At 52.6% G+C, this 24,676-nt stretch carries 19 protein-coding genes; 5 read left to right on the top strand and 14 right to left on the bottom strand.

The genetic code is table 11. The features are described from left to right. Positions 1 to 6 precede the first annotated feature (6 nt). Positions 7 to 2,052, bottom strand: coding sequence for a sodium-translocating pyrophosphatase (locus tag K7G70_RS16680; RefSeq protein ID WP_223789795.1), 2,046 nt, complete (start codon positions 2,050 to 2,052; stop codon positions 7 to 9). Between the two features lie 241 nt (positions 2,053 to 2,293). Between K7G70_RS16680 and lgt the strand changes: the two genes are divergently transcribed. Beyond that, positions 2,294 to 3,199 carry a prolipoprotein diacylglyceryl transferase gene (gene lgt / locus K7G70_RS16685; protein ID WP_223789796.1) on the top strand — a complete coding sequence of 302 codons (906 nt, stop codon included), beginning with the start codon at positions 2,294 to 2,296 and terminating at the stop codon, positions 3,197 to 3,199. 20 nt (positions 3,200 to 3,219) lie between these two features. On the opposite strand, the gene gspN is transcribed toward lgt, so the two are convergent. From gspN to K7G70_RS16725, 8 genes are all read right to left on the bottom strand, one after another. Next, positions 3,220 to 3,981: a type II secretion system protein N gene (gene gspN, locus K7G70_RS16690; RefSeq protein WP_223789797.1), complete on the bottom strand. Its 762-nt coding sequence runs from the start codon at positions 3,979 to 3,981 to the stop codon at positions 3,220 to 3,222. Further along, positions 3,981 to 4,460 carry a type II secretion system protein M gene (locus K7G70_RS16695; RefSeq protein WP_223789798.1) on the bottom strand — a complete coding sequence of 160 codons (480 nt, stop codon included), beginning with the start codon at positions 4,458 to 4,460 and terminating at the stop codon, positions 3,981 to 3,983. Before K7G70_RS16695 ends, gspN begins: the two co-directional genes overlap by 1 nt. After that, positions 4,457 to 5,632: a type II secretion system protein GspL gene (gspL, locus tag K7G70_RS16700; protein WP_223789799.1), complete on the bottom strand. Its 1,176-nt coding sequence runs from the start codon at positions 5,630 to 5,632 to the stop codon at positions 4,457 to 4,459. Before gspL ends, K7G70_RS16695 begins: the two co-directional genes overlap by 4 nt. 28 nt (positions 5,633 to 5,660) lie before the next feature. Beyond that, positions 5,661 to 8,042: an efflux RND transporter permease subunit gene (locus K7G70_RS16705; RefSeq protein WP_223789800.1), complete on the bottom strand. Its 2,382-nt coding sequence runs from the start codon at positions 8,040 to 8,042 to the stop codon at positions 5,661 to 5,663. Between the two features lie 10 nt (positions 8,043 to 8,052). After that, the gene (locus K7G70_RS16710) at positions 8,053 to 8,985 is read right to left on the bottom strand and encodes a WD40/YVTN/BNR-like repeat-containing protein (RefSeq protein ID WP_223789801.1); all 933 of its coding nucleotides are present in this window, start codon (positions 8,983 to 8,985) and stop codon (positions 8,053 to 8,055) included. A gap of 94 nt (positions 8,986 to 9,079) precedes the next feature. Then, positions 9,080 to 10,444 carry a DUF1329 domain-containing protein gene (locus tag K7G70_RS16715; RefSeq protein WP_223789802.1) on the bottom strand — a complete coding sequence of 455 codons (1,365 nt, stop codon included), beginning with the start codon at positions 10,442 to 10,444 and terminating at the stop codon, positions 9,080 to 9,082. 18 nt (positions 10,445 to 10,462) lie between these two features. Next, a complete protein-coding gene (locus K7G70_RS16720; RefSeq protein WP_223789803.1) occupies positions 10,463 to 12,364 on the bottom strand; it encodes a DUF1302 domain-containing protein in 1,902 nt (633 codons plus the stop codon). A gap of 46 nt (positions 12,365 to 12,410) precedes the next feature. Continuing rightward, positions 12,411 to 14,519 carry an Ig-like domain-containing protein gene (locus K7G70_RS16725; RefSeq protein WP_223789804.1) on the bottom strand — a complete coding sequence of 703 codons (2,109 nt, stop codon included), beginning with the start codon at positions 14,517 to 14,519 and terminating at the stop codon, positions 12,411 to 12,413. Between the two features lie 118 nt (positions 14,520 to 14,637). Between K7G70_RS16725 and K7G70_RS16730 the strand changes: the two genes are divergently transcribed. Further along, a complete protein-coding gene (locus K7G70_RS16730) occupies positions 14,638 to 16,008 on the top strand; it encodes an SLC13 family permease (RefSeq protein WP_223789805.1) in 1,371 nt (456 codons plus the stop codon). 5 nt (positions 16,009 to 16,013) lie between these two features. Here the strand turns inward: K7G70_RS16730 and epmA are convergent, their stop codons facing one another. Then, positions 16,014 to 17,006 (bottom strand): EF-P lysine aminoacylase EpmA, encoded by a 993-nt coding sequence (gene epmA, locus K7G70_RS16735; RefSeq protein WP_223789806.1) that lies wholly within the window; start codon positions 17,004 to 17,006, stop codon positions 16,014 to 16,016. After that, a complete protein-coding gene (gene efp / locus K7G70_RS16740) occupies positions 16,993 to 17,562 on the bottom strand; it encodes an elongation factor P (protein WP_223789807.1) in 570 nt (189 codons plus the stop codon). Before efp ends, epmA begins: the two co-directional genes overlap by 14 nt. 140 nt (positions 17,563 to 17,702) lie before the next feature. Here efp and epmB point away from each other — a divergent pair, with 140 nt between their 5' ends. From epmB to gluQRS, 3 genes are all read left to right on the top strand, one after another. Continuing rightward, positions 17,703 to 18,665, top strand: coding sequence for an EF-P beta-lysylation protein EpmB (gene epmB, locus K7G70_RS16745; RefSeq protein ID WP_223789808.1), 963 nt, complete (start codon positions 17,703 to 17,705; stop codon positions 18,663 to 18,665). A 219-nt stretch (positions 18,666 to 18,884) separates the two neighbouring features. Next, the gene (locus K7G70_RS16750) at positions 18,885 to 20,939 is read left to right on the top strand and encodes a GGDEF/EAL domain-containing response regulator (protein WP_223789809.1); all 2,055 of its coding nucleotides are present in this window, start codon (positions 18,885 to 18,887) and stop codon (positions 20,937 to 20,939) included. A 12-nt stretch (positions 20,940 to 20,951) separates the two neighbouring features. Continuing rightward, a complete protein-coding gene (gene gluQRS / locus K7G70_RS16755) occupies positions 20,952 to 21,851 on the top strand; it encodes a tRNA glutamyl-Q(34) synthetase GluQRS (protein ID WP_223789810.1) in 900 nt (299 codons plus the stop codon). Between the two features lie 11 nt (positions 21,852 to 21,862). Here the strand turns inward: gluQRS and K7G70_RS16760 are convergent, their stop codons facing one another. The 3 genes from K7G70_RS16760 to K7G70_RS16770 all read right to left on the bottom strand — a co-directional run bounded on the left by K7G70_RS16760 (position 21,863) and on the right by K7G70_RS16770 (position 24,671). Continuing rightward, the gene (locus K7G70_RS16760; protein WP_223789811.1) at positions 21,863 to 22,924 is read right to left on the bottom strand and encodes a peptidylprolyl isomerase; all 1,062 of its coding nucleotides are present in this window, start codon (positions 22,922 to 22,924) and stop codon (positions 21,863 to 21,865) included. Between the two features lie 104 nt (positions 22,925 to 23,028). Next, positions 23,029 to 23,916, bottom strand: a complete 888-nt coding sequence (locus K7G70_RS16765) for a 5'-nucleotidase (RefSeq protein ID WP_223789812.1) — start codon at positions 23,914 to 23,916, stop codon at positions 23,029 to 23,031. Next, on the bottom strand, positions 23,916 to 24,671 hold the full coding sequence (locus K7G70_RS16770; RefSeq protein ID WP_255590527.1) for an NAD kinase: 756 nt from the start codon (positions 24,669 to 24,671) through the stop codon (positions 23,916 to 23,918). Before K7G70_RS16770 ends, K7G70_RS16765 begins: the two co-directional genes overlap by 1 nt. Between the last annotated feature and the right edge of the window lie 5 nt (positions 24,672 to 24,676).

A 24,676-nucleotide genomic window follows, 5' to 3' on the forward strand; every position in this document is an offset into this window, starting at 1 on the left:
AAGGGTTTAGCTGAAAAACCCACCGGGCATTTTGGCCAACAATGGGGCGATCACCAAGGACACAATGGCCATCACATTGATCAAAATATTCATCGATGGTCCGGAGGTGTCTTTGAACGGATCACCCACCGTGTCACCCACCACCGCGGCTTTGTGCACGTCGGATCCTTTGCCACCCAAGTTGCCTTTTTCAACATATTTCTTGGCGTTGTCCCAAGCACCACCGGCATTGGCCATGGTCAGTGCCAACAACACACAGGTGATCAAGGCACCCCCGAGCATGCCGCCCAAGGCCGCGGCACCCAGGCCGAAACCCACCACCACCGGCGCCAACACGGCCAGAGCACCAGGGGCCATCATGCGTTTCAAAGCGGCTTTGGTGGCGATGTCGATACATTTTTTGCTGTCGGGCTTGGCTTTGCCTTCCATCAAACCGGGAATTTCTTTGAATTGGCGGCGGATTTCCTTGATCATGTCAAAGGCCGCATCACCCACCGCCCGCATGGTCATGGCCGACACGATGAACGGGAAAATACCGCCCAAGAACATGCCCATCAGCACCACGGGGTTACCAATGTCCAAACTGAAGTTCGGCACTTGGCTGGAAATGACTTGAATGAATGCCGCGATGATGGCCAAGGCCGCCAAACCAGCAGCGCCAATGGCAAAGCCTTTACCAATGGCGGCGGTGGTGTTACCCACTTCATCCAGCCCGTCGGTGATTTCGCGGGTTTCAGGACCCAATTCAGCCATTTCGGCAATGCCTCCGGCATTGTCAGCAACCGGACCATAGGCATCAATCGCCATGGTGATGCCAACGGTGGCCAACATGCCCACCGCACCAATGCCAACACCATACACGCCAGCTCCTTCAGGCAACAATATGGAGGTACCAAAAATGATGCCTGCCAGGGTGATGACTGGAATCACCACCGACTCCATGCCCACAGCCAAACCGGCAATCATCACGGTGGCCGACCCCGTTTCACCGCCTTTTGCAATGTCACGAACTGGCTTACCACCGGTGTAATATTCGGTCACCAGACCAATCACCATGCCACCCACGGCGCCCAGCAACACACATTGCCACACGGCGCTTTGGATACCCAAGGATTTGGTGGTGAAATAAGCCGCCACAATGAACAGCAAGGTGGCGCCAATGGTACCAAAGCGCAAAGCCACATCAGGCTTTTTGCTGGAGAACACTTTGACCAAAAAAATGCCGATGATGGAACAAATCAAACCCGTGGAAGCCAACGCCAAAGGCAAAAACATCAGGTCTTGTTGGCGTTCTGCGATTTGCGAGACCAAACCCAAAGCCATGGTCGAAGCAATCGCGATGCAGGCAATCATCGAGCCGCAGTACGATTCAAAAATGTCCGAACCCATGCCGGCCACATCCCCAACGTTGTCACCGACGTTGTCGGCGATGACGCCCGGATTTCTCGGATCGTCTTCTGGAATGCCGGCTTCGACTTTACCCACCAAGTCAGCACCGACATCGGCACTTTTGGTGAAAATACCGCCGCCCACACGCGAGAACAAGGCAACCACTGAACCACCCATACCAAAGCCATGAATTGATTCCACGGTGTGTGGGTCACCACCAAACATCAAATACAGGGTGCCGATGCCCAACAGGCCCATGGCCGCGACAATCAGGCCCATGATGGAACCGCCATAGAATGCCACCGACAGGGCTTTGGCCGCGCCATGCTGATTGGCAGCGACGGTGGTGCGCACATTGGCCTTGGTGGCAGAAAACATGCCAAAATAGCCAGCGATGCCTGAACACAATGCGCCCAGAATAAAAGCAAATGGGGTGTGCCAATCACCAAATCCAAAGTACAGAGCAACCACAATCACCGCCACGAACAAAAACAGCAAACTGTATTCACGGCGCATGAAAACCATGGCCCCTTCGTGGATTTCTCTGGCGATTTCTTTGACTTTGCCTTCGCCTGCTGGCATTTTGTTGACCATCATATAAATGATCATTGCCATAAGCACCCCAACACCTCCCACGATCAGTGGGATCAACTCTTGATTCATAAGTATTCCTCTATTTGATTGATTCTTGTAATTGACTGTCTGCCACGGCACACATCCCAGTAATCTTAACACATCGGGTGTATTTTTTGATTCGGCCAATCACAAAACCACTGACTTTTCTCTCACCTGAGGACTCTTCCTGACAGCACCTGAGCGTTGTGCTTCACATGGGGACAATTTTCCATCTACTTCAGCCCCACAAAAGCATATAATGGGGCCTGTTTTAACACCTCACCATGACATGTCCAGCCAGCACCCTGTCGTCGACTTTGACCCCGTTTTTTTGTCATTAGGTCCCTTTGACCTGCCCTGGATCGGTGCCGTTGGGCCATTGAACATTCATTGGTATGGCATCACCTATTTGATCGGTTTTGCTTGTTATTATCTGCTCGGGCGTTACCGCATCAAACGGCATGCCGATGGTTGGACCCATGAACAACTGTCTGATTTCTTGTTTTATGGTGCCATCGGCATCATCGTGGGTGGCCGCTTGGGTTGGGTGCTGTTTTACAACGACACTTCATTGCTCAGTGACCCCACCTTGCCCTTGCGCGTGTGGGAAGGTGGCATGTCGTTTCATGGTGGCTTATCCGGGGTGTTGCTGGCCATGCTGTACTTCAAGCGCAAAACCGAAAAAACATTTTTCCAGGTCAGTGATTTCATCGCCCCATTGGTGCCCACGGGCATCTTGGCGGTGCGGTTGGGTAACTTTTTGAACGGTGAGCTGTGGGGGCGCTTGACCCAGCACCCCTGGGGCATGATCTTCCCCGATTCTTTGCCGGTTCATTTACAAGCCATCAACCTGCCGGTGGGAGCGTGGCAACAAATGTATGAACAAGGCCAATTGGATGCTTTTGCCCGGCACCCCTCTACCTTGTATGAAGCCCTGGGCGAGGGTCTGATCACCTTTGTGCTGGTTTGGTGGGTGGCCAACAAAGCTCGCTACCGGGGCACGGTGTCGGCGGTCTTTTTGTTGAGTTATGGAACGGCCCGATTTGTTGCCGAATTTTTCCGTGAACCGGATGCCAATCGTGGTTTCATCGCCTTTGAATGGATGACCATGGGCCATTTATTGACACTGCCTTTGTTGGCTTTTGGCCTGTGGATTTTGAGCCGCAAACGACCCGCGATCAACGGCGCCAAATGACCGCAGTGTTCAGCCTTTGATCAATAAAACCCAGCCAGGTTCAAACGCCGTCCACCACCACGACGGGCATCACCCACACCATTGAGGATGGCATCAAGCTCAAAATGGCCTGCTTTGGGAATGAGGTCCAGGTTCAATTGCCAGCGACCGGGCTGCAACACCAAATTGCCTGACACATTGATGGCGTTTGATTGGCTGCTGAAAACACCCACCACCACACCATTGGCCTCGGTTTCAAACTTCAAGGTCACTTGTCCCAAGTCTTTTTGGTTGGGGGTGAGCATTTTGAAATCTTGTAAGGTGATGGACCCAGACATGCGTTCGATCCCGGCATTCTTTTTATACACCACATCCTGGAGATTTAATTGGGCATAACCAGTCAATTGACCATACCGCATTTGCATGAACGGTTTGATCAGTTGCCAATCTATAAAACCCAGCACCTGCTTGAACTCATGCTGTTCCTGGGTCAGTTCCCTGATGTCTAAGGTCAAGTCATAGTTGGGTTGATATACCCGCACTTTCCCGCCCAAGCCACGGAATGTTTTGGGGTACAAGAACCATTCGGCCTGGCCCAGGGGTGACGACATGTAGGTCATTGATCCGGCACTGCCTTTGACCGCCGAACCACTGATGTCATTCAGGCCCACCGGCTGCAGGTATTGTTTGACGTGATCGTAGTACCAATTCAAAGGCGTGGCTGCCACTGCGATGATCGCCAACAGCAACAGCACCAGCAAAAACTTAAACAATTTACCCAGTCGATCAGTGGTGCTGAACATTATTTCACGAGCCTCATTCTGATGTTGGTTAATCCCAGTGATGCATCAACCACATTGACATCCATCAGGTCGACCGCCACGCCATGATCGTGGGCCAATTGGTGCACCCAGTCGATCACTTGATCAAATGACACTCCCTGAAACCACACGGTCAGGCTGTTGGCATCGATTGGCTCGGTGCGGTTGACTTTATCTTGTAGATTCAATAACCGCAGTTGCCCATCCACCCATGAAGACAAGGTCATGCCAACCGGGATGGGCTGTACCTGGGTGCGGGCTTGCGTGCCCATGGAGGCCACCATGCGCTGCATTTGTTGTAACTGTCCGGTCAACCTTTGTTTGGTCTCGGCTTGTTGCGCAATGTATCGCGTCACGGGCTGATAGACAGCCACCCAAAACAAAGCCATGGCGATCAACACCACACCGATGCGCAGCAATCGCCGTTCATTGTCGGTCAAATTAAACCACCAATTCTTCATCTGGGCACCATGGTTAAAATGGATTTAAAGGTGTTGTCTTCGGTCAACTCATTGACGCCTATTTGCACTTGATAGGCGAAGGCATGGCGTTCCAATGCCTGGTGAAAATCATTGATGGCCTTCATGTCTGGTCCGGTGATTTGTATCTCCATTTTTTGTTCTACCAGCCGCAAACCACCGATGCTCACGGCGGGTTGTTGGCGGTTGGTTTGTCCCAAATATTCAACCGCATCCAACAACAAGCTTGAATCACCACCGTTGGCCGAAGCTTGTAATTGCAAGCGGGACTGGATGGCCGCGAATGGATCCAACAACTCCGCACCAGCGGCATCAGAAAATGCCTGTTGCAACAGTTCGGTCTGTTGTTGTTGCAGTTGCTGCACATCACCACTGAGTGACCACCATTGGATGCTTTGAATAACCACCCAACTGAGTAACAACACAGCCAACAACAGCGGCACCAGGCGCCAGGAGGACTGGCGTTCATCAGTCGGGCCTGACTTCAATTCATCGACATACAAATCGATGGCGGGGTGTTGCAGTAAATGCGCCACACAACGGGCCTCATCCAATTCAGTGACCACCGGTAAATCATTAAATGACAAGTCTTGACCGGCATTGACCACCAGTTGTTCCATGTTTTGCGCATAAACCGGCAACAGTTGTGCCACCTGATCGTGGCCGATGCGCACGGCCGTTTCCATGCCAATGCGCACCAACGCTGAGTGCTCATCGTGCCACAGGGTGATGACCTGAGGCGCAGCAGGCAACCAATCCACCTCACTGTGGATGGCTTTGATCGACAGGGCCTGTTGTTGGCAAGCGGCCAACACCTGATCCAGATAGGGTTTTTCAATGGCGGCCACGGATTGTGAGCCATCGGCATTCAAGACAAAGGCAAAGTAGTTGTCCTCGACGTCGTTACTCAGCTCTTCTTCAATGGCAAAAGGCACCGACTTGGCCAGCAATTCCAGGTTTTTTGAGGCCACATGGGTGACACTGTGGTACAACCAACTGGCCGGCAACAGCAGCACCAGCTCGTGCTTGGTCAACAGCCCATCGGTCCACTGCCCAACAGCCGTTACTTCGCAAGTATGGCTTTGCGCATCGTAGGTGATCAAAGACTGCGGGTTGCCGTCTTCGCCGATGCGCAAAATGTGCGTATTAGCCATGCATCAATGTCGTTTGAAAAGGGACTTATTATATACCTTTTCGCGCCTTCGGCATCAGCCAATACGCCAAGGCTGGCAACAACACCAGGGCACCGACCATGTTCAAGATGAACATGAACGCCAGCAAAATACCCATGTCAGCCTGGAATTGCAATTCACTGAATATCCAGGTACCCACACCAATGCCCAGGGTCAAGGCGGTGAACAGCACCGCACGCCCGGTTAAACGCAGGGTTTCGGTGTAGGCTACATACAGGTTTTGCCCCGACTTGAGCAAGGACTGTAGCCGGCTGAAGATGTATATGCCATAGTCAACGCCGATCCCCACACCCAACGCCACCACGGGTAAGGTGTTGACCTTCAAGCCGATGCCCAAGAAGGCCATCAGGGCATATGCCATGAGCGAAACCAAGGCCAGTGGCACCACAATGGCAATGGTGCCAGTGATGGAACGGAAGGTCAGCAAACACAACAAGATGATCGCGCCATAGACCATGATCAGCATCGGCATTTGCGCCCCTTTGACCACGTCATTGGTGGAAGCCATCACCCCGGCATTACCGGTGGCCAACCTGAATTTCACCTCACCTTCCAACAAACCGCCGTTGTCATCCAATGCCGGCGGCACTTCCGCCTGATAAGCTTTGACCGCAGCAATCACGGTGTTGATGGTGGTCGCTTTGTGATCTTCGGTGAAGATGGTGACTGGCATGACCGAACAGTCCTGATTCAACAAGCCGGTGTCGGTTTCGATGCCAGAGAGCGATTGGCGCATCACATAATTGTTGCGCGACAATTCTCGCCACTTGATGTTGCCTTCATTCCACCCAGCGGTGATGATCTTGGCAAACTGCGACAGGGTGATCACTTTTTGCACCCCGGGTACATTTTCCATGTGCCAGGCAAAGCGGTCGATGTTCTTCATCGCCTTATAGCTTTCAGTACAGGCATTGGAAGAGGTCTCGGCTATCACATTGATCATGTCAACACCCAACGAAAACTCATTGCTGATTTTCATCGCATCGGTGTTGTAGCGGGAGTCAGGCCGCAATTCAGGCACCCCAGCTTGGGAGTCACCTATCTGCATGTCTTGGCCTTTGATGTAACTGTAACCAAACAAACCAATGGCCACCAACACCGCCAGTGAGGCCAGCGGATTCTTGGCAAAGCCCGCAATGCCTTTCCACACCCCGGAAGTTTCTTTGCGCTTGGCGAACTTGGCACAGAAGGCGTCGTAGTTTTTCATTTTTACGCCCGACAACAACAGCGGCAGCAAGATCAAATTGGTGATGATGATCAGGGCCACACCAACGGTCGCGGTGATGGCCAATTCCTGAATGATTTCAATGTTGATGAAATAAATCGTGGCAAAACCGATGGTGTCCGACAGCAAGGCGATCACCCCGGGAGCCAGCAAGGCCCCAAAAGCAGTCCGTGCTGCCAAATCAGAATTTTTATTGCCGTCTCCCTGCTTGACCATTTGATCGGTCCACCCGGAAATCATTTGCACCCCATGACTTACGCCGATGGCAAACACCAGGAACGGGGTCAGGATGTTCATCGGGTCAATCCCCATGCCCATCAGTTTCAAAAAGCCCATTTGCCAAATCACCGCCACCAGTGAACAAACTATGGGATACAGGGTCAGTTTCCAGCTTTTCGAATAGCCATACAACAAAATGGCCGTGATCAGAATCGCCAAGGCAAAGAAATACAACACCGACTTGGCACCGTCGGCAATGTCACCCACGATTTTGGCAAAGCCAATGATGTGAACGGTTTGACCTTCACCTTCGAATTTGACGCGGATGTCTTCCAGCGCTTTGGCAATTTGTTGGTAATCAACTTTTTCACCGGTTTGTGGGTCGCGCTCTTGCAAGTCTGCCCACACCATGGCGCCATTGAAATCCTCGGCCACCAAACGGCCCAAAATACCCGCTTTGACGATGTTGCTGCGGATGGTTTCAAACATGGTTTTTGATGGGGCATAGTTGGATGGGATCACGTTGCCACCGGCAAAGCCATCTTCTACCACTTCCACGAACCGCACGTTGGGGGTGAAAATCGATTTCACACTGGCCCGGTTGACGCCAGGAATGAACACCACCGCATCGGTCATGTCTTCCATTTTGTCGAAGAATTGTTCGTTGAACATGTTGCCGCTGTCATCCATCAAGGACACCAAAATGCGGTTGGCTCCCCTGAATTTCTCATGTTCCATGAATGTTTGCATGTATTCATGATCCAGTGGCAACTGCTTTTCAAAGCCGGCATCCACTTTCAACTGACTGGCGAAATAAGCCAGACCCACGGTCATGGCAAACAGCAAGAAGATGATGATTTTTTTGTTTTTGAACAGGATGGATTCACAAAAGCCGGCGAATCCTGTGTTTTGTATGGGTTGGTTCATGGTCGCCTCCTTATTGTGCTATGGCTTGTGATTTGTGCCCAGTTTCACCAATCAGGATGGCCTGATTGCCGGTGATCAGCACATCGGCGTAGTCATCCCCAGAATCTGCGCCAGGGAAAATTTCAATGTTGCGATCCTGGTATATCAAGCGGGCCCCATTGGCACCGACCATCAAAATTTGGTTATCGCTGAGCAAGTCAGCGCCAAACAAGTTGTTGGACAAATCGGTGTAAACCTCCTCCCAAGTCTCGCCTTGGTCTTCGGAAACCAGGATGTTGCCACGCAAACCATAAAGCACCACTTGGTCGGTCAGGGCCAACACCCCAAACATGGAACCCATGTAAGGCAATTCGATGGCTTCCCAGGTTTCGCCGGCATCCAGACTGCGGAAGAAATATCCCGCTTCGGCGGCGATGTAGTAGTGGCCATCTTCGCTTTGGGTGATGTCATTCAAGTGATAATCCAATTCTTCATCGATCAAATCATCGTTCCAGGTATCGCCACTGTCGGTGGTCGAAAACAAAGTGCCATATGCGCCAATCACATAACCGTCGGTTTCACTGCTGAAATGGGCTGACAGGAAGGGCACTTCACGATCGGGGTCGTAATACTGCAACTCCCAAGTCTCACCGGCATCTTTGCTGTGAATGATGGTGGCATCATGACCCACCGCCCACACGTGGTTGTTGTAAGCCACCACTTTGGTCAAGACCACATCCACTGGCACGTTGGGTATTTGGTACCAGGTTTTGCCGTCGTCTTTGCTTTTCAAGACATGACCGCGTTCTCCCACCATCACCATCGAAGCACCGACTTTGGTGATAGACAGCATCAGCGACTCTTCGGCCAAGGGTTTCATTTCGGCGACATTTTGTGACCATGCCTGGGTCCAGCTCAGCAGCAGACCAACACAAGCCAGGATTGTTCGTTTGTTATTCATCATGTTTTCTTCCAAAAAAAATGGCCATGAGCAATCACCTGCTCACAGCCATTGTATGCATCTTCAACTGATACCTAAGCCAGTCATTGACACCCAATCAGCGTCTGCCGCGTTTACGCAGAGCGCTTGGCGTGTAATTGGCCTCACTCAAAGGTGTGTTGAAGGTATTCACTTGGTCTTGGTTATCTAAGCCCACGGCCACGTAACGGCCTGACTGCAAGTCATGGTGGGTTTCGATGGTCGACCAAAAAGTGGGCACCTCATAATAGTTGATGCTGTGTGCTTCTGAAAAACGCCACAACTCACCCCGGCGATCATAATGGTCAGTCAACAAAATTTGATAACTGTCCTCGTCCAGGTAGAAGGTTCTGCGGCTGTTGATGTGGCGGAAGCCATCACGCAAATTGGCGTTGATCACATGCACCCGATGCAACTCATAGCGCATGTAACTTGAATCCAGGTGACCAGGTTTAACCATGTCTTCCAGTTTCGAATCATAACTGTGCGCTTTGTATGAGTTGTAAGGCACATACATTTCTTTGGTTTCGGTCCAGTCCCAAGTGAAGCGGTCCATGGCACCATTGAACATGTCGGTCATGTCATTGGTCCGCAGGCCGTCAGAAGCCGTACCGGGGTTGTCATAGGCCACGTTGGGCGCCCGTCGCACACGGCGTTGACCTGGGTTATAGATCCAGGCTTGGCGTGGGGTTTCTTTTTGGTTCATGGTTTCATGCACCAACAGCACCCGACCGGCCAAACGTGCTGGTGACTCGACCACTTGGTAGAAGTACAACAAGATGTTGTCGATGTCATCAATGGTGTTGCCAGGTACATAGTACTTACCATACAGCTCTTCCCGCAGGCGCACCAGGGTGTAGGCACCTGAGGCACTGGGTGCCACTTGGTTGTTGTAGCGTACGCCACCGGATCCTTTGAACTTCAACTTGTGATTCAAGATCAATTCATAGGCATTTTCCGGGAATGGAAAGGGAAAGCCTTCGGCCACATTGGCCACGCCTTCACCGTCAGCCACCAACTCACCAGTGCGGCCATTTTCCCGGGTTTTTTCATAAATGCGCTCGGGAAAAGAAGCCGATCTGCGGGTCGGATAAATGTCCATCTTGAAGGTTTCTGGATACCGCTCAAACATGGCAATTTGACCCGGTGACAGCTTCGCTGCATGGTCTTGGTAGTTGCTGCTGTCAATGGTGAACAACACCTTGTCATCGGCAAATGGATCGGGGTGGTGGTCACCCACTTGATAACCCGCTGGTGGCGAAGTGATGCCACCTGTCCAGGCTGGAATGGTGCCATCAGAATTGCCAGCACGGATTGAACCCATGGGCGTCAAATCAGTGGATAATCGTTCCAGTTGGTCAGGCTTCGGGCCTGCTTGGGCAGAACCAGCGACGACCGTCAATCCAATCAAAGTTGAAATAACTGTTTTCTTAAATAACTTCATTTAATGTCCCCTCTGTTCTTAGAACGAGTATTTGATGTTGATAGAAGCAAAGTCCCGGTCAGATATCTGGTTGTAGACACCTGCGCCTGAGAAATTGGTGTAGCTGACGTCGGCACTCCATTTTTCCAAATAGGTGCCATTCACGCCGATGGTCCAGGACTTGCGGCCTTCGATGAAGTTACCACCAGGCCCTGGCGTGGTGCCATTGACATCGTGGTTGAACGCCAACCGGGGTGACAGGTTCCAAGACGTGCCCCAAACACCGTTGTAGTCAAATCGGGTGACCACCCGATAACCCCAAGAAAAGGCCGAAGCGAATCCTTCGGGATTTTCGGTCACAGGGTTGCGGCTGGTGCCACCGGTCAAGGTGCTCGGTCCACCACCGGTATCGGTGCCAGGGCCGTTGTAGCGCAACACATTTTGGTTGGGCAGATCCCACACATTGGTGAAGCCCACTTCGCCCAACAGCACGATTTGATCGGTGCCGAAGAACTCATTGGGACCAAACAATTTGGTCGCGGTGAATTGCAGTTGTGACACTTCATGTCGCTCCCAACCACGGATGTACTCACCGGGGCCAAAATTACCCAACTGTGACACGAAACGGTCGTACTCAGCAGGAATCAACGGGTTCAACGGTGACAAGGCAGCAAACAACACTTCCACATCATCGATTTGCAACGGCACATTGGGGCGGTATGACAACTCACCCTGCAGTGACACGCCCAAAGAGTTGATGGTGGTGTTGAAACTCAAACCATACAGGTCAATGTCTTCAGGATATTCGGTGAAGTATGAACCTGAACTGGGAGAGGTGACGCCCAGACCCACGCCTTCCTGGCCCAGGGCATAACCACTGATCAAGGGCAAACGTGAATGGTAATTCAAGTAGTACAAACCAAACTCGGTGTTGTTCAACTGCTCGGCATAATAACGGAAGGCAATGCCGTATTGACCGTCGTCATCGGTCGGTGGGGTGCCTTTGCGCAAAATGGAGAAGTTGTTGATGTTGGCCAAAGTGCCAGCAATCAACTCCGGCGGAACCGGCAATTGAGCAATGGCACCGGCGTTGGCCAGTTCTGGCACAATGCCGAAACCCAAGGCCACGTATTCACCACCTGGGGTGGCGAAATCATTGTTGCTGAAATAGGTACCGGCTGGATCGGGATCGGTTTGTTCGAACTCAAACATGTAGACCGCTTCCATCGACAGGTTGTTGGTGATGCTGGTTGAGAATGAAATCATGTCAATCGGCAAAAAGGCCTCTTTCAACTCAGCACCGGCCACCCGAATTTTCGACACGTCGACCGGGTTGATGATGTTGATGCCTTGTTGGATGAATGTGGACTCACCCCAGCTGACCACTTGGCGACCCAAGCGTACCGAAGCGAACTGCTCACCGATGTCGAAATCTTTGTAGACATAAGCATCCAACAAACGGAAGTCTTCACCGACAAATTCTTTGGCGGTGCGTGACAGGTCATCGTTGTCCGCGTTTTCAAAATCATAGAATCCTGTGACCCGGAAGAAAGCACCCCAAGACGGCGCGTTGAAGGCGATGTCTGAAGTGAATTTCACGGCATTGGAGATCAAATCACCCTGGTCGTAATTCAAGTTACCATCGTCAGAGTTGATGGACCAGCGACCAGGAGCCGCAATCCGTTGTGCCAATGATGATGGCAGGCCAGTGGCCAAATCGACACCCACGAAAGGATTCAAGTTGGCCTTACCGACCAAGCGGTTGTCGCGATCGGCAATCCGCCAAGACGCACCGTATGACACGGTGGTGTCAATGCTGAAAGAATAATCATCGTTGCTCCATAATTCGGCCGCTGAGACCGAACCGGAGACCCCCAATGCCGCGGCCACCAAGGCCGACTTGAGTGGGGTTAACTTCAAACGAGATGGTTTATGAGACATCGGTTGTACTCCACGCTTTTTGTATGTATTTTTCATTGTCATCTCCTTATTGAATCACGTCGGTGTTGGTGATGTTCAAAGTCGTGCCACCGGTGGCCTGGAATGCGGCCATTTGGCCCTGCATTTCAGCCGTGGCTGCAGGAGAAGCGGCTGGACTCAACAGACTGCCGTGATCACCAGCAGTGAAGCGCACAGCGGCATCCAACCCATCAGGATTGAATGCTGATTCTGAATAAGAAGTCAGTCCCATGGCTGCAATCAATGGTTCGGTACCAGACAATGGTGCCCCTGGTACGGTGTTGGTGACCACTTGGTCGCCAAGAATTTCATGCAACAAGATGTTGTTCAACAAACTGGCATTGGCACCCAGGTTAACCGGATCTGCCGCATCCACCACCGTCTGGGTGGCCAACACGAACAGATTGAATTCGGCGGTACCTTGTTGGACACCGGCAGCCGCCAGACCGGCAATGATGCGTGGGCCGAAAGTGGGTGAACCGATCAACAAATTGGCAATGCCACCACCCGGCGCTGACAACACCGCACTTTGAACATTGGGATCAAACGCCAGGTAACCGGTACCGGTGATCGCGCCCAAAGACTGTCCAGCGAAGGTGATGTTGGCTTCATTGAAGTCACCGGCGCCGTCACCATTGATGTCCATCAATGGAATCGATTCGGTCAAAGTGAATAGGTCAGCCATACCTTGCCGGGTGTTGTCTCTGGAAACCAACAAATTGGCCAGGTTGATGAAATGCGCTGCCGAGGCATCAATTTGACCATCAGGGCCCGGTGCGCCGGTGGCGTTGTTGATGTAATCAACATCAAAAGTACGCTCGCTGGCAATGGGTGCGAATGGCGTGTTCTCGATGTAGAACGGATTGGCCGTATCGGTGATGCCGTGCATCGCCAAGTCGATGGCCACCACCGCAAAGCCAATGGAAGCCATGGTGTCGGCCACTGCCAACATGTCGGTGCGGTCACGGGTGATGCCATGTTGGAAAATCATGATGGGCCAACCGGCATCAGGTTTGGTCATGCCCGAATTGGCATTTGGCACGGTCATCAAAACCGGCAAATTCTGCATGCTGGTGGCCACCGGGATGGGGTTGGCCAGCGTCAGATTGGTGGAAGTGGGATCCAGTCCCAACGCCGCAAATGGTCCCACGTAGGCACCGGGTGCCGCTCGCCAAAACTCATTCAATGGGGCCAATGGGTTGGTGGCGCTGGGTGCGGTCAAGTAATAAGGAGAGGTCAAGGTACCGATGTAAATGTCGGCCAAGCCAAATCCACCCACGGCTGAGGTGTTCAACCCAGTCGGTGCCAAAGTTGAAGCGCCTGGTCCGGTGATGTCTTTCACCGCCGACAACACGGGGGTGATGGACTGGGTGCTTAAGGTCCAGGACAACACGATGGTGCTGGGGTCCACACCTTGAGACGCGGCCGCGGCTTCTTGGAAATTGGTCAGTTGTCGCAACGGCTCCAAGGCTTGGGCGGTGCCGTTGTCGACCAATGGATCGGTGCTGTTGCCATTGCCATCCACCAACGGTGAGGTGCGTTGTGACAAGAAATAAGTTTGTGATGGGGTGGCGGCATTGCCGTCCTCATCTTGAATGCCATTGGTGATCACCGCCATATAAGAGGTCAGTTGTTTCAATGGACGGATGGGGACAATGGCCACACTGCTGCCATTGGCTGCCGCGACAAAATCCACGCCGAAAGTCAATTCAGCATTGACGCCGATCACCGCACCACCAGGACCGCTCAAAGTCACTTCATACACTTTAACACTGCCGGGATTGACCGATGCGGCTGCCACTGGCACCGAAAAATTGGTGGACCAAGGGGCCACTGTACTGAAACCATCCAGGGCATTGATGGCCACCAGCGGATCAGAAAAATCGGTCGGATCTGCCACCGGGATGTTCATGGTCAAATCGGTGGTGCCAGACAAAAACAGGTTGGTTGGGATCGGCACTTGTGTCGGGTCTCCAGATGCCGGATTGAAGATGGCTTCAATCACCCCAGTCACCACCCCACCACCGGGATTGGTGGCTGGTGGCGCATCCACCGCCCGCGGAGAATTGCTGCTGCTGCTGCAGGCTTGCAGCAAAACAATGGATGTTAAAGTCAAAAGGAATGGTTTTAGTTTCATTTGTATCCCCAAAATAATAAACCCTAACATCATAAATTTTATTCGGGTAAGATTACAAGCTTAAATATTAAAAAACCATTAAAATTTGGCCCAAAACATACGCCATCGTATCCAAACCATGCCCTGGAAAAAAATCGCCTCATTTTCAATTGCTTATGCCCTGATCTTTGGCCTCAAATGGCTGGGCTTGATCGACCATTCACAATTCATCACCCTGCTCATCACCGCCACCACTGCGATCTGCTGGGTCACCGAATGGTTGCCCATTCCGGTGGCCTCATTGTTGCCCATTGCCCTGTTCCCTTTACTGGGCGTGATCACCCCGACAGCGGTGGGTACCGCCTATGGCAGTCCGCTGATTATTTTGTTGTTGGGTGGCTTCTTGTTGTCGACCGCATTGGCGCACAGCAACACCCACCAATACTTGGCCCATCGGGTGATCCAATTGATCGGTACCCACAGCCCCAAACGCTTGATCATGGGCTTCATGTTGACGGCATTTTTGATGAGCATGTGGATTTCCAACACCGCCACCACCTTGATGTTGTTACCGATTGCCTTGGCCATCCTCAGCAACAACTCGGACCGAAGACTGGGTACATTGTTGTTATTGGGCATTGCCTATGCGGCCAGCATCGGCGGCACCATGACCCCGATTGGCACTCCGCCCAACCTGATCATGATTCAGAACTACCAGCTGGGCACCGGCAATGAAATGGGCTTTTTGACCTGGATGGGACAGGTGTTACCGATGGTCTTGCTGTTTTTTCCCTTGATGCTGTGGGTGCTGACTTCACAAGTACCCAAGGACTTGTCCATCCAGAGCCATGAATTGTCCACTGGCGGCTTGACCACCGCCCAACGCCGCACCCTGTGGGTGTTTGCCATCACCGCTTTGTTGTGGGTCACCCGCACCGCCCCGTTTGGTGGCTGGAAATTGTGGCTTGATTTGCCCCAAGCCAATGACGCCTCTGTGGCCTTGTTGGGGGTGGTGGCTTTGTTCATGATTGGCGATGGGCGGGGGAAAAAATTGCTCACTTGGCAAACCGCCAACACCATACCGTGGGGCGTGCTGTTGTTGTTTGCCGGGGGCATGGTGATTGCCGCGGCGTTCAAAAGCACGGGGCTGAGTGCCTTGTTGGCCGATCAGCTGCTGTTCCTGAAAGATTTTCCCCAATTCTGGTTGATTCTGATCATCTGTTTGGCCATCACTTTTTTGACCGAGATCACCAGCAACACCGCCACCACCGCAATCCTCATGCCGGTGCTGTTATCAGCGGCTCAAGCCATGGACATGGATCCGGCCAAAATCATGATTCCAGCCGCAATCAGTGCCAGCTGCGCCTTCATGCTGCCGGTGGCCACGGCCCCCAATGCGATTGTGTTTGGCTCGGAACAGTTGCCCATCCGCGAGATGATCAAACAAGGCTTCAAAATCAACCTGATTGGCGCTGTGTGCATAGCCTCGGTGGCCACTTGGTGGCTGTGATGGGATCAGCTGTTTTCAGGGATGAAACCGGTGACTTGGTCGAGGTCATCCAAACCCAATAAACACATCAGCAAGCGCTCGAGGCCCAAAGCCACCCCTGAACAGGCTGGCAGTCCGTGATCCAAGGCGGCCAACAAATGCTCATCCAACGGCAGTTGCGCCTTGTCGGCGGCTTGCCTGAGCCGATTGTCGGCCACAAACCGCGCCCGTTGTTCAACCGCATCGGTCAATTCCTGGTAACCATTGGCCAATTCCACGCCACGCCACAAAAACTCAAAGCGCAAGCAGCGATCGGGCTGCTCAGGATCGGCCGCCGCCAGCGCCGCCATGGCCACTGGGAAACGGTGCAGCAGCAAACCATCGGTGAAGCGCTGTCCAGCCGACAACTCGGGCTGAATGACGCAGGCAAACAGAAAATCAAAGGCCTCCGTGCGAGACAAGGCAGCGCCACTGTAGCCATGGGCTTGGCAGCGGTCATGCAACGCTTGGTCAGATACCGAAAATGGATCCAGGCCCACCACGGTTTGAAACAACTCCTGGTAACTGAGCGTGGTCACCTTGATGGCTGGCTGCACAAATGCAGCCAGCAATTGCTGCACCAGCGCCACCACTTCTTGCATCAGGTCTGCCAGGTTGAAATCCAAGCGGTACCACTCCAACAAAGTGAATTCGGGGTGATGCAAGGGGGTGCGTTCACCGCGGCGAAAGACCCGGGCGATTTCAAACAAGTCACCGGCACCACTGGCCAACAAGCGTTTGTGAAAAAATTCTGGCGAGGTGCGCAGGTAAGCGGCGTTGTGATCAGGCAACAAGGCTTGTGTTTGGAACATTTCGATGTGGACATCGGTGTTGCCGTGGTGGGACAACACCGGCGTGGTCACTTCCAGCACTTGGCGCGCGGCAAAAAACCGCCTGATCTCCGCGCACAAAAAAGCCCGTTGTTGAAGCACAGACAACGGGCTGGAAAAACGCCAATGGGCGCGTTTATTTTTTGACACGAGAGACGTATTCGCCGGTGCGGGTATCGACTTTGATCACCTCACCTTCGGGCACGAACAAAGGCACATTGACCACGGCTCCGGTTTCCAGGGTGGCTGGTTTGCTGCCACCACCAGACGTGTCCCCACGCACACCAGGATCGGTCTCGGTGATGACCAACTCAACAAAATTGGGAGGCTCAATGGTCAATGGCACCCCGTTCCACAAGGTCACCATACAAATGTCCTCTTCTTTGAGCCATTTGGCGGCGTCGCCCACAGCGGTGGTGCTGGCTTCGTATTGCTCATAGGAATTGGGGTCCATGAAGTGGTAAAACTCGCCATCGGAATACAAATACTGCATTTCGGTGTCCATCACATCAGCGGCATCGACTTTTTCATTGGATTTGAAGGTTTTTTCAATCACCCGGCCGGTTTTCAAATTGCGAATTTTGACCCGGTTGAAAGCTTGGCCTTTGCCCGGCTTGACTTCTTGGTTTTCGACGATGCTGTATGGATCCCCATCCAGCAATATTTTGAGCCCATTTTTGAATTGAGATGTGCTGTAGACAGACATGTGTGTTCCTCTCGGTACGCGTTAAATCGCGGCATTATAGCACACCCCACCCTGGCCTTTACCAGCAGCCAATATCCAGGTGGTTAACCGTGTTTCGTGTTAAAATCAGCGCCCTTTAGGATCACCATGACCCGCACATCATGACCGCCACTTGGCAACAAGAACTCAAACAGGCCTTGCGCAACGACCACCCGACCGGACTGATTAATCAGCCAGGCTATGACCCCGCTGCCGCCGGGTTGTTTGCACCCGTCATCACCGATACCCTGCTGCAGGCCATCAAACAGGCCACTGATCCAGCGCCATTGTGGCGGCAGTTTCTACCGATTCAAGCGGAACAAAAGAACCCGGCTGGCTATGTGCCAGATCCGGTGGGCGATGCCGCAGCCACCCAAGTGCCGGGTTTGATTCACAAGTACCACGGACGGGTGTTGTTGATTGCCAGTGGCAGTTGTGCGGTCAATTGCCGCTATTGTTTTCGGCGCCATTTTCCATACCGCCAAAGCTATGCCCCCCGCAATCAATGGCAAGCCAGCATCGACTACATCCAAGCCGATGACAGCATCCATGAAGTGATCCTCAGTGGCGGCGACCCGCTGACTTTATCCACCAAACAACTGGCTGGACTGACCGCGCAACTGGCCACCATAGACCACGTCAAAACCTTGCGCATTCATTCCCGCATGCCGGTGGTGTTGCCCGCCCGTATCGACGATGAATTCCACACCTGGGCCGAATCCTTGTCCTGTCACAAAGTGATGGTGTTGCATGTCAACCACCCCAGCGAGTTGAGTCCGGCCGCCCGCACGGCCATCGCACGCTTGCGCAAACTGGGGTTTGTGTTGCTCAACCAAAGTGTGATGCTGCATGGCATCAACGATCAGGCAAGCACGCTGGCACAATTGTCGCACCAATTGTTTGAACAGGGCGTACTGCCGTATTACCTGCATCAATTCGACCCGGTACAAAATGCCGCCCATTTTGCCGTCAGTCCGGCCCGCACCCGCGCCATTCACCAACAGCTGATGCAACAACTGCCTGGCTATTTGGTGCCCAAACTGGTGCAAGAAGTGGCCGGTGAGCCACACAAAACCCCGCTTTGAAACCGCTTTTTGACATGTCAAATCTCCGCTACGGGCTATGCACAGCAGTCACTTTTGTCAAGTTTTACCATCGTTAACACCATTACCCACCCCCTAAGGCTGTTCAGCACCGCCCATTGGCTTTATAATGTTGGGTCAGTGTGACAATAATTGGTAATTAATGAGAACCTGGGCTCGGTGCAGCACGGGATGACCGTTCATCCAACAAGGAACAATAATTTGGCTACAGAAAAATCCATCAACCTGTTGATCATCCACCAATCCGAAGAAGAGGCCGAACGCATTCTGTCACTGCTGAGGAACTATCAAATCGCCGTCAGACCGACCCGTTGTACCAACGAAGAAGACTTGTTGGGCATTCTGGAACGCAAACCATTGGATCTCGTGTTGTGCCAACAACTGCAAAGCGACCTGCCCTGTCAAACCGTGATTGATCACATCAAACGCGTCGGCATTGACTTGCCAGTGATTGCCTTGTTGGATAATTTTGATCCCGATTTGATCAATGAGTCGATCGAAGCCGGGGCCACCTCCTACTGCACCCCCAAATTACCCGATCACATGAAGCATGTGATTCAGCGGGATGTCAAAGCGTTGAAAGACCGCCGCAAGATCATTGATTTGGCACTGGAGTTGAAAAACACCGAAAAACGTGCCAATTTGCTGTTGGATTCATCCAAACAAGCCATTGCCTACATCCATGATGGCATGCATGTTTATTCCAACCAATCTTATCAAGAGCTGTTTCAATACGATGATTTTGAAGAATTGGAAGTCACGCCGTTCTTGAACATGATTGCCAAAGAGGATTTGGCCAGAGCCAAACAGACCTTGCGCGACCTGAACAAAAACATCATGCCCGAAGAGGACCTGGAGTTCAAACTGGTAACCTCTGGCGGCGAGAAGTTTGATGGCATAGTGAATGTCTCCAAAGCCACCATCAACGGCGAAGCCTGTGCCCAATTCATCATCAACATCCCCTCAGCCGATCCCGAAGTTGAGAAGGAGTTGTTCGAAATCAAGAACAAGGACCTGCTGACCAAATTCTTCAACCGCACCTATTTCCACCAGTTGCTTTCCGAAGCCATGGATTCGGCAAAGAACAAAGCCGGTGACAGTTTGTTGATGATCGGCATTGATGGGGCTGACAAACATGAAAAAGAGCTGGGCATAGGCAACCTTGACCTGTTCATCGTGTCGGTGGCTGAATTCCTGGAAAACAAGTTGGGCAAAGACGTGGTTTATTGCCGCTATGCCGACACCACCTTCATCATCAAATTAAAAACGTCGATTGAGAATGCCGAAAAAGTGGCAGAAAAATTGCGGGCCATCATCTCGGAACAAATTTTCGGTGCCGGCAACACCTCGGTGAATTGCACCGTCAGCATCTCGGTGACCCAGCTGACCCCCCAATGCGAGTCAGAATCGCTGGTCATCAAAACCCTGACCGACAACCTGGATGCCTTGCAAGAAGCCGGTGGCAACCAAATCAAAACCTTCGACCCGGCCGAAGAAGAGAAACAAGCCCGGGCCGCTTCCAAGGCCTGGATTGATCGCATCACCGACGGTTTGGAAAACGACAAATTTGTGTTGCACTTTCAGCCGGTGGTGAACATCGACGGCGATGATAAAGAACACTATGAGGTGCTGATCCGCCTGCAAGCCGAAGACAACAAATTAATCTACCCCCAACAATTCATTCCGGTGGCCGCCAAGTATGGCTTCATCACCGAGATCGATCACTGGGTGGTGAACAAAGCACTCCAAGCCATCAAAGAATCCAAAAGGGACGTGATGCTGTTCGTTAAGATGTCACACCAAACCCTGACCGATGCGACATTTCCCAACATGCTGGCCAGTGCCCTGAAATCCAGGGGTGTGACCGGCGACAAACTGGCTTTTGAAATCAGGGAAAGCGAATTGGTGACCTATGCCACCCAAATGAAACCAATCATCAAATCGATCAAAGCCACCCATTGTAAAATCGTGGTGGAGAAATTTGGCTCCGGCTTGAATTCCTTCAGCATCCTGAAACACTTTCCCGTCGACATGCTGAAAGTCGATTCCAGTTTCATGCAAGACTTGGGCAACAACACCGAAAATCAGGAAAAAGTCAAAGACATCGTCGACAAAGCCCACAACCAAGGCAAACAAGTCATTTGTGAGTTCATTGAGGATGCCTCGACCATGAGCATCATGTGGAAAATGGCAGTCAACTTTGTGCAAGGCAACTTCATCGCTGAACCCAGCGAAAACATGGAACAGGTGGAGTAGCCCTGGCCAGCCATGAGCCAGGCCCCTTACCGCGGACGGTTCGCACCCTCACCCACCGGTGACCTGCATTTGGGCTCACTGGTCGCAGCGGTCGCCAGTTATTGCCAGGCCCGCGCCCATGACGGGGTGTGGTTGGTGCGCATGGAAGACTTGGACGAAACCCGCACTGTGTCCGGTGCTGACCAACAAATCCTCAACACCTTGGCGCGCTGCGGCATGTATTCGGACGAACCGGTGATGTACCAAACCCAAGCCGATCGACAAGCCGCCTACCAACAAGCCCATAATGCTTTGCGCTCGAAGGGTCTGACCTACCACTGTGTGTGCTCCCGCAAACAATTGGCCGATCAGGCGGTCTACCCAGGCACCTGCCGCCAGCGCACCACCCGCACAGACACCCTGTATTCCATCCGTTTACAAACCACCGATGAGGTCATTCAATTCGACGATGGCATGCAAGGCAATCAACAACAAAACTTGGCCACCCAAGTGGGCGATTTCAACATCAAACGCAAAGACGGCTTGTTTGCTTATCAGCTGGCAGTGGTGGTGGATGATGCCGCCCAAGGCATCACCGAAGTGGTGCGTGGCATCGACATCATGGATTCAACCTGTCGACAAATCTACCTGCAAAGGTTGTTGGACTTACCGAGCCCGAAATACGCCCATTTTCCGGTAATCACCGACGCCCATGATCACAAGCTCAGCAAACAAAACCACGCCCCTGCGATCACCGAAGAAGACCCCTTTACCGTACTCCGACTGGCCTTGCACTTGCTGCAACAAGCGGTCCCCACGCCGCAGCGACGAACCCCAAAGGCTTTGCTTGAGGCGGCCATCAAACACTGGCAACCAGACCGCTTGCGTGGCCTGGCTGCCGTACCCCAATCAGCCATTGAAGCCAATGACTGAGCGGCGCTTGTTTATTGTGTGGCAACACCTGGGTTTTGTTCCACAGCCAGTTGCTCACAGAAGTCAACATTGACCCCTGACACGCGTTGCAGCGGAATGGTGTTGGTCAGTTCCACCCCATCCAGCACATAAGTCATCACCGCAGTGGAGCAGTCATTGAACTCAATGTTGATCGAGCCCACTTCGGTGGTGGCGGCCACCGCTGGATCATCAAACAAGCCACCAGCGGTGGCAAACAAACTGCCCACGTACTGGTTGCCGGCAAAATTACCCGAAGAAGTCAACCAGCGGTTGCTGGCATCGCCAATGGTCGAAGGCACCGAAGCATCCGGCAAGGTGTCATCAAAGGTGAACCAGGCCAAAATCATCACATTGACACTGGGCAGCACCTCGATATACAAACCACCGGTGGTATTGGGATTGATCCAACCACCCGATATGCCCTCATTGATGAAGAACTCTTCACTCAACACATAGGCGCGGTTGATTTTTACGGTGTTTTCTTCAGTCACAGCAGTGCCAGAGAAAAAACCATAAATCGGAAACTCACTGGTGGCGGCGCCCACATTACTGGAATTAAAATTAATTCTCAGGAACGACTCAATGATTTTTACCACTTCAGCTCCACGAATCACTTGTCCAAACACCGCGTAACCATCATCGGTCACGCCACCTGGATTCAAAATTGAACTGTTGTCTGCCAAGTTGAAAAAAAACTCATTGGTGGCACTGTTTGGGTTATTGGTTCTTGCCATGGCAATGGTGTATTGGGTGTTGGATAAATCATTTTCCATCACAATGGGCCCATGGTCTGGAACGTCAGAGAAATTGCTGTTGCCCAAATAGCGATAACCGCCGCCCTGAATGATGAAACCGGGCACCGAACGGTGAATCACGGTGTCGTCATAGTCACCGTCATTGACGTAATTCAAAAAATTTTGTGTGGTGATGGGAGCATCGGTTTCAAACAACTCAATATCAATGACTCCCACATTGGTTTCAAACCGCACCACTGTGGCGGCACTCGCGCCGCTCCAAATTAACACAGCGATCAGATAAATCAGTTTTTTCATGGTTTCAATTCTCCAGATAATTGCGCCAATTTATACCACAAATCACAAGCACTTGTCTGTGCCTTCATTCACCAATCATCTGGTGGCATGCAAAAAGCGTTGGGTCAAGACTTTTTTTGGTTGGTGATGCCGTAGGGCACGTGGCCGGTGGCTGTGTGCTCGGAGGCGGATTCGACGTAGGTCAACTGGTCTTCAAAAAAGATGTCGGCTTTGAAGGACTGCAGGAATTTGGCTTTGTCCTGGCCGCCGAGGAACAGGGCTTCGTCGATGCGGATGCCCCAGCCGCGCAAGGTCAGGATCACGCGTTTGTGGGACGGCGCCGACCGGGCGGTGACCAAGGCGGTGCGGATGGGCGCCTCGCCGGCAGGAAAAAGGCTTTGCAGGTCATGCAATTTTTTCAAAAAGGCACTGAATGGACCCGGGTTTAACGGCTCATGGCGCCGGGCGTGTTCGTTTTCGCGAAATGCCTCCAGCCCACCAGACTGGTAAATTTGTTCAGACTCGTCGGAAAACAACACCGCATCACCGTCGAAGGCCACCCGCACCTGATCGTCGGTGTGTGCGGCTGCTTTGCGGGTCATCAAGTGGGCCGCGGCATAGCCAGCTTCAATCGCCCCGATGACATCGGCGTGGTGGGCCGACAAGAACAACTCCACCCCCAAAGCCGACAGGTAATCATATGGCGAGCCGCCGTTGCTGAACACCGCACGAGAAATGTCCAGACCATGGTATTCAATGGAATTGAAAATGCGCAATCCGGTGTCGCCGTTGTTGCGTGACACCAGCACCACCTCCACCAGGGCCGCACCTGTTTCGGGGTGTTTGATGTTCAGCAACTTTTGCACCAAAGGAAACGCCACCCCGGGATCCAACGGTTCTTCCTCGCGTTGCAGCTGATACTCCCGATAGGCCGTCACCCCTTGGTCCAGATAGATTTGGTGGGCTTCGTTGAGATCGAACAGGGTTCGCGAAGAAATGGCCAGGGTCAACATCAGGAAAATTGCTCGTTGATGATGCGGTCTTCCAAGTTATGCAAAGGATCATACAAGGCGTTGATGCGGTGTTTTTTGGACTCTTTAATCACCACTTTTTTCACGTCACGCACCTCGGTGTTGTCGGCGGTGGCCGACACCGGCCTTTTTTGGTGGCTGAGGATATCGAAAGTGACCTCGGCATGCGAGGGAATGATCGCCCCACGCCAACGGCGGGGACGGAAGGGGCTGATGGGGGTCAAGGCCAAAATCTGACTGCCCAACGGAATCACTGGGCCATGCACCGATAAATTGTAGGCTGTGCTGCCAGCGGGGGTGGCCACCATGACCCCGTCTCCCACCAAGTTTTCTATCTTGACCTGATCATTGATTTTGATCTGAATGTGGGCCGATTGTTTGGTCTGGCGCAACAAGGAGACTTCATTGATGGCCAGCGATTCCACCGCTTCCCCTGCCACATTGGTGGCCTGCATCAACAGGGGGTGCAGGATGGTTTGTTGGGCATTTTCTATGCGCCCCAACAGGTCATCATCCGAGTAATCATTCATCAGGAAACCCACGGTGCCACGCCGCAGGCCAAACACCGGAATGTCATGCTTCATGTATTGGTGCAGGCATTGCAGCATGAAGCCATCACCACCGAGCACCACCATGACCTCGGCGGCCAAGGGGTCATATTGACCGTAGCGCGCCACCAATGACTTGAGCGACTCTTGGGCTTTGGGGGTTTCGCTGGCTAAAAAGGCTATTTTCATGGGCA

Origin of the sequence: Marinicella meishanensis, from assembly GCF_019931145.1 — a bacterium.
Classification (GTDB): Bacteria; Pseudomonadota; Gammaproteobacteria; order Xanthomonadales; family Marinicellaceae; genus Marinicella; species Marinicella meishanensis.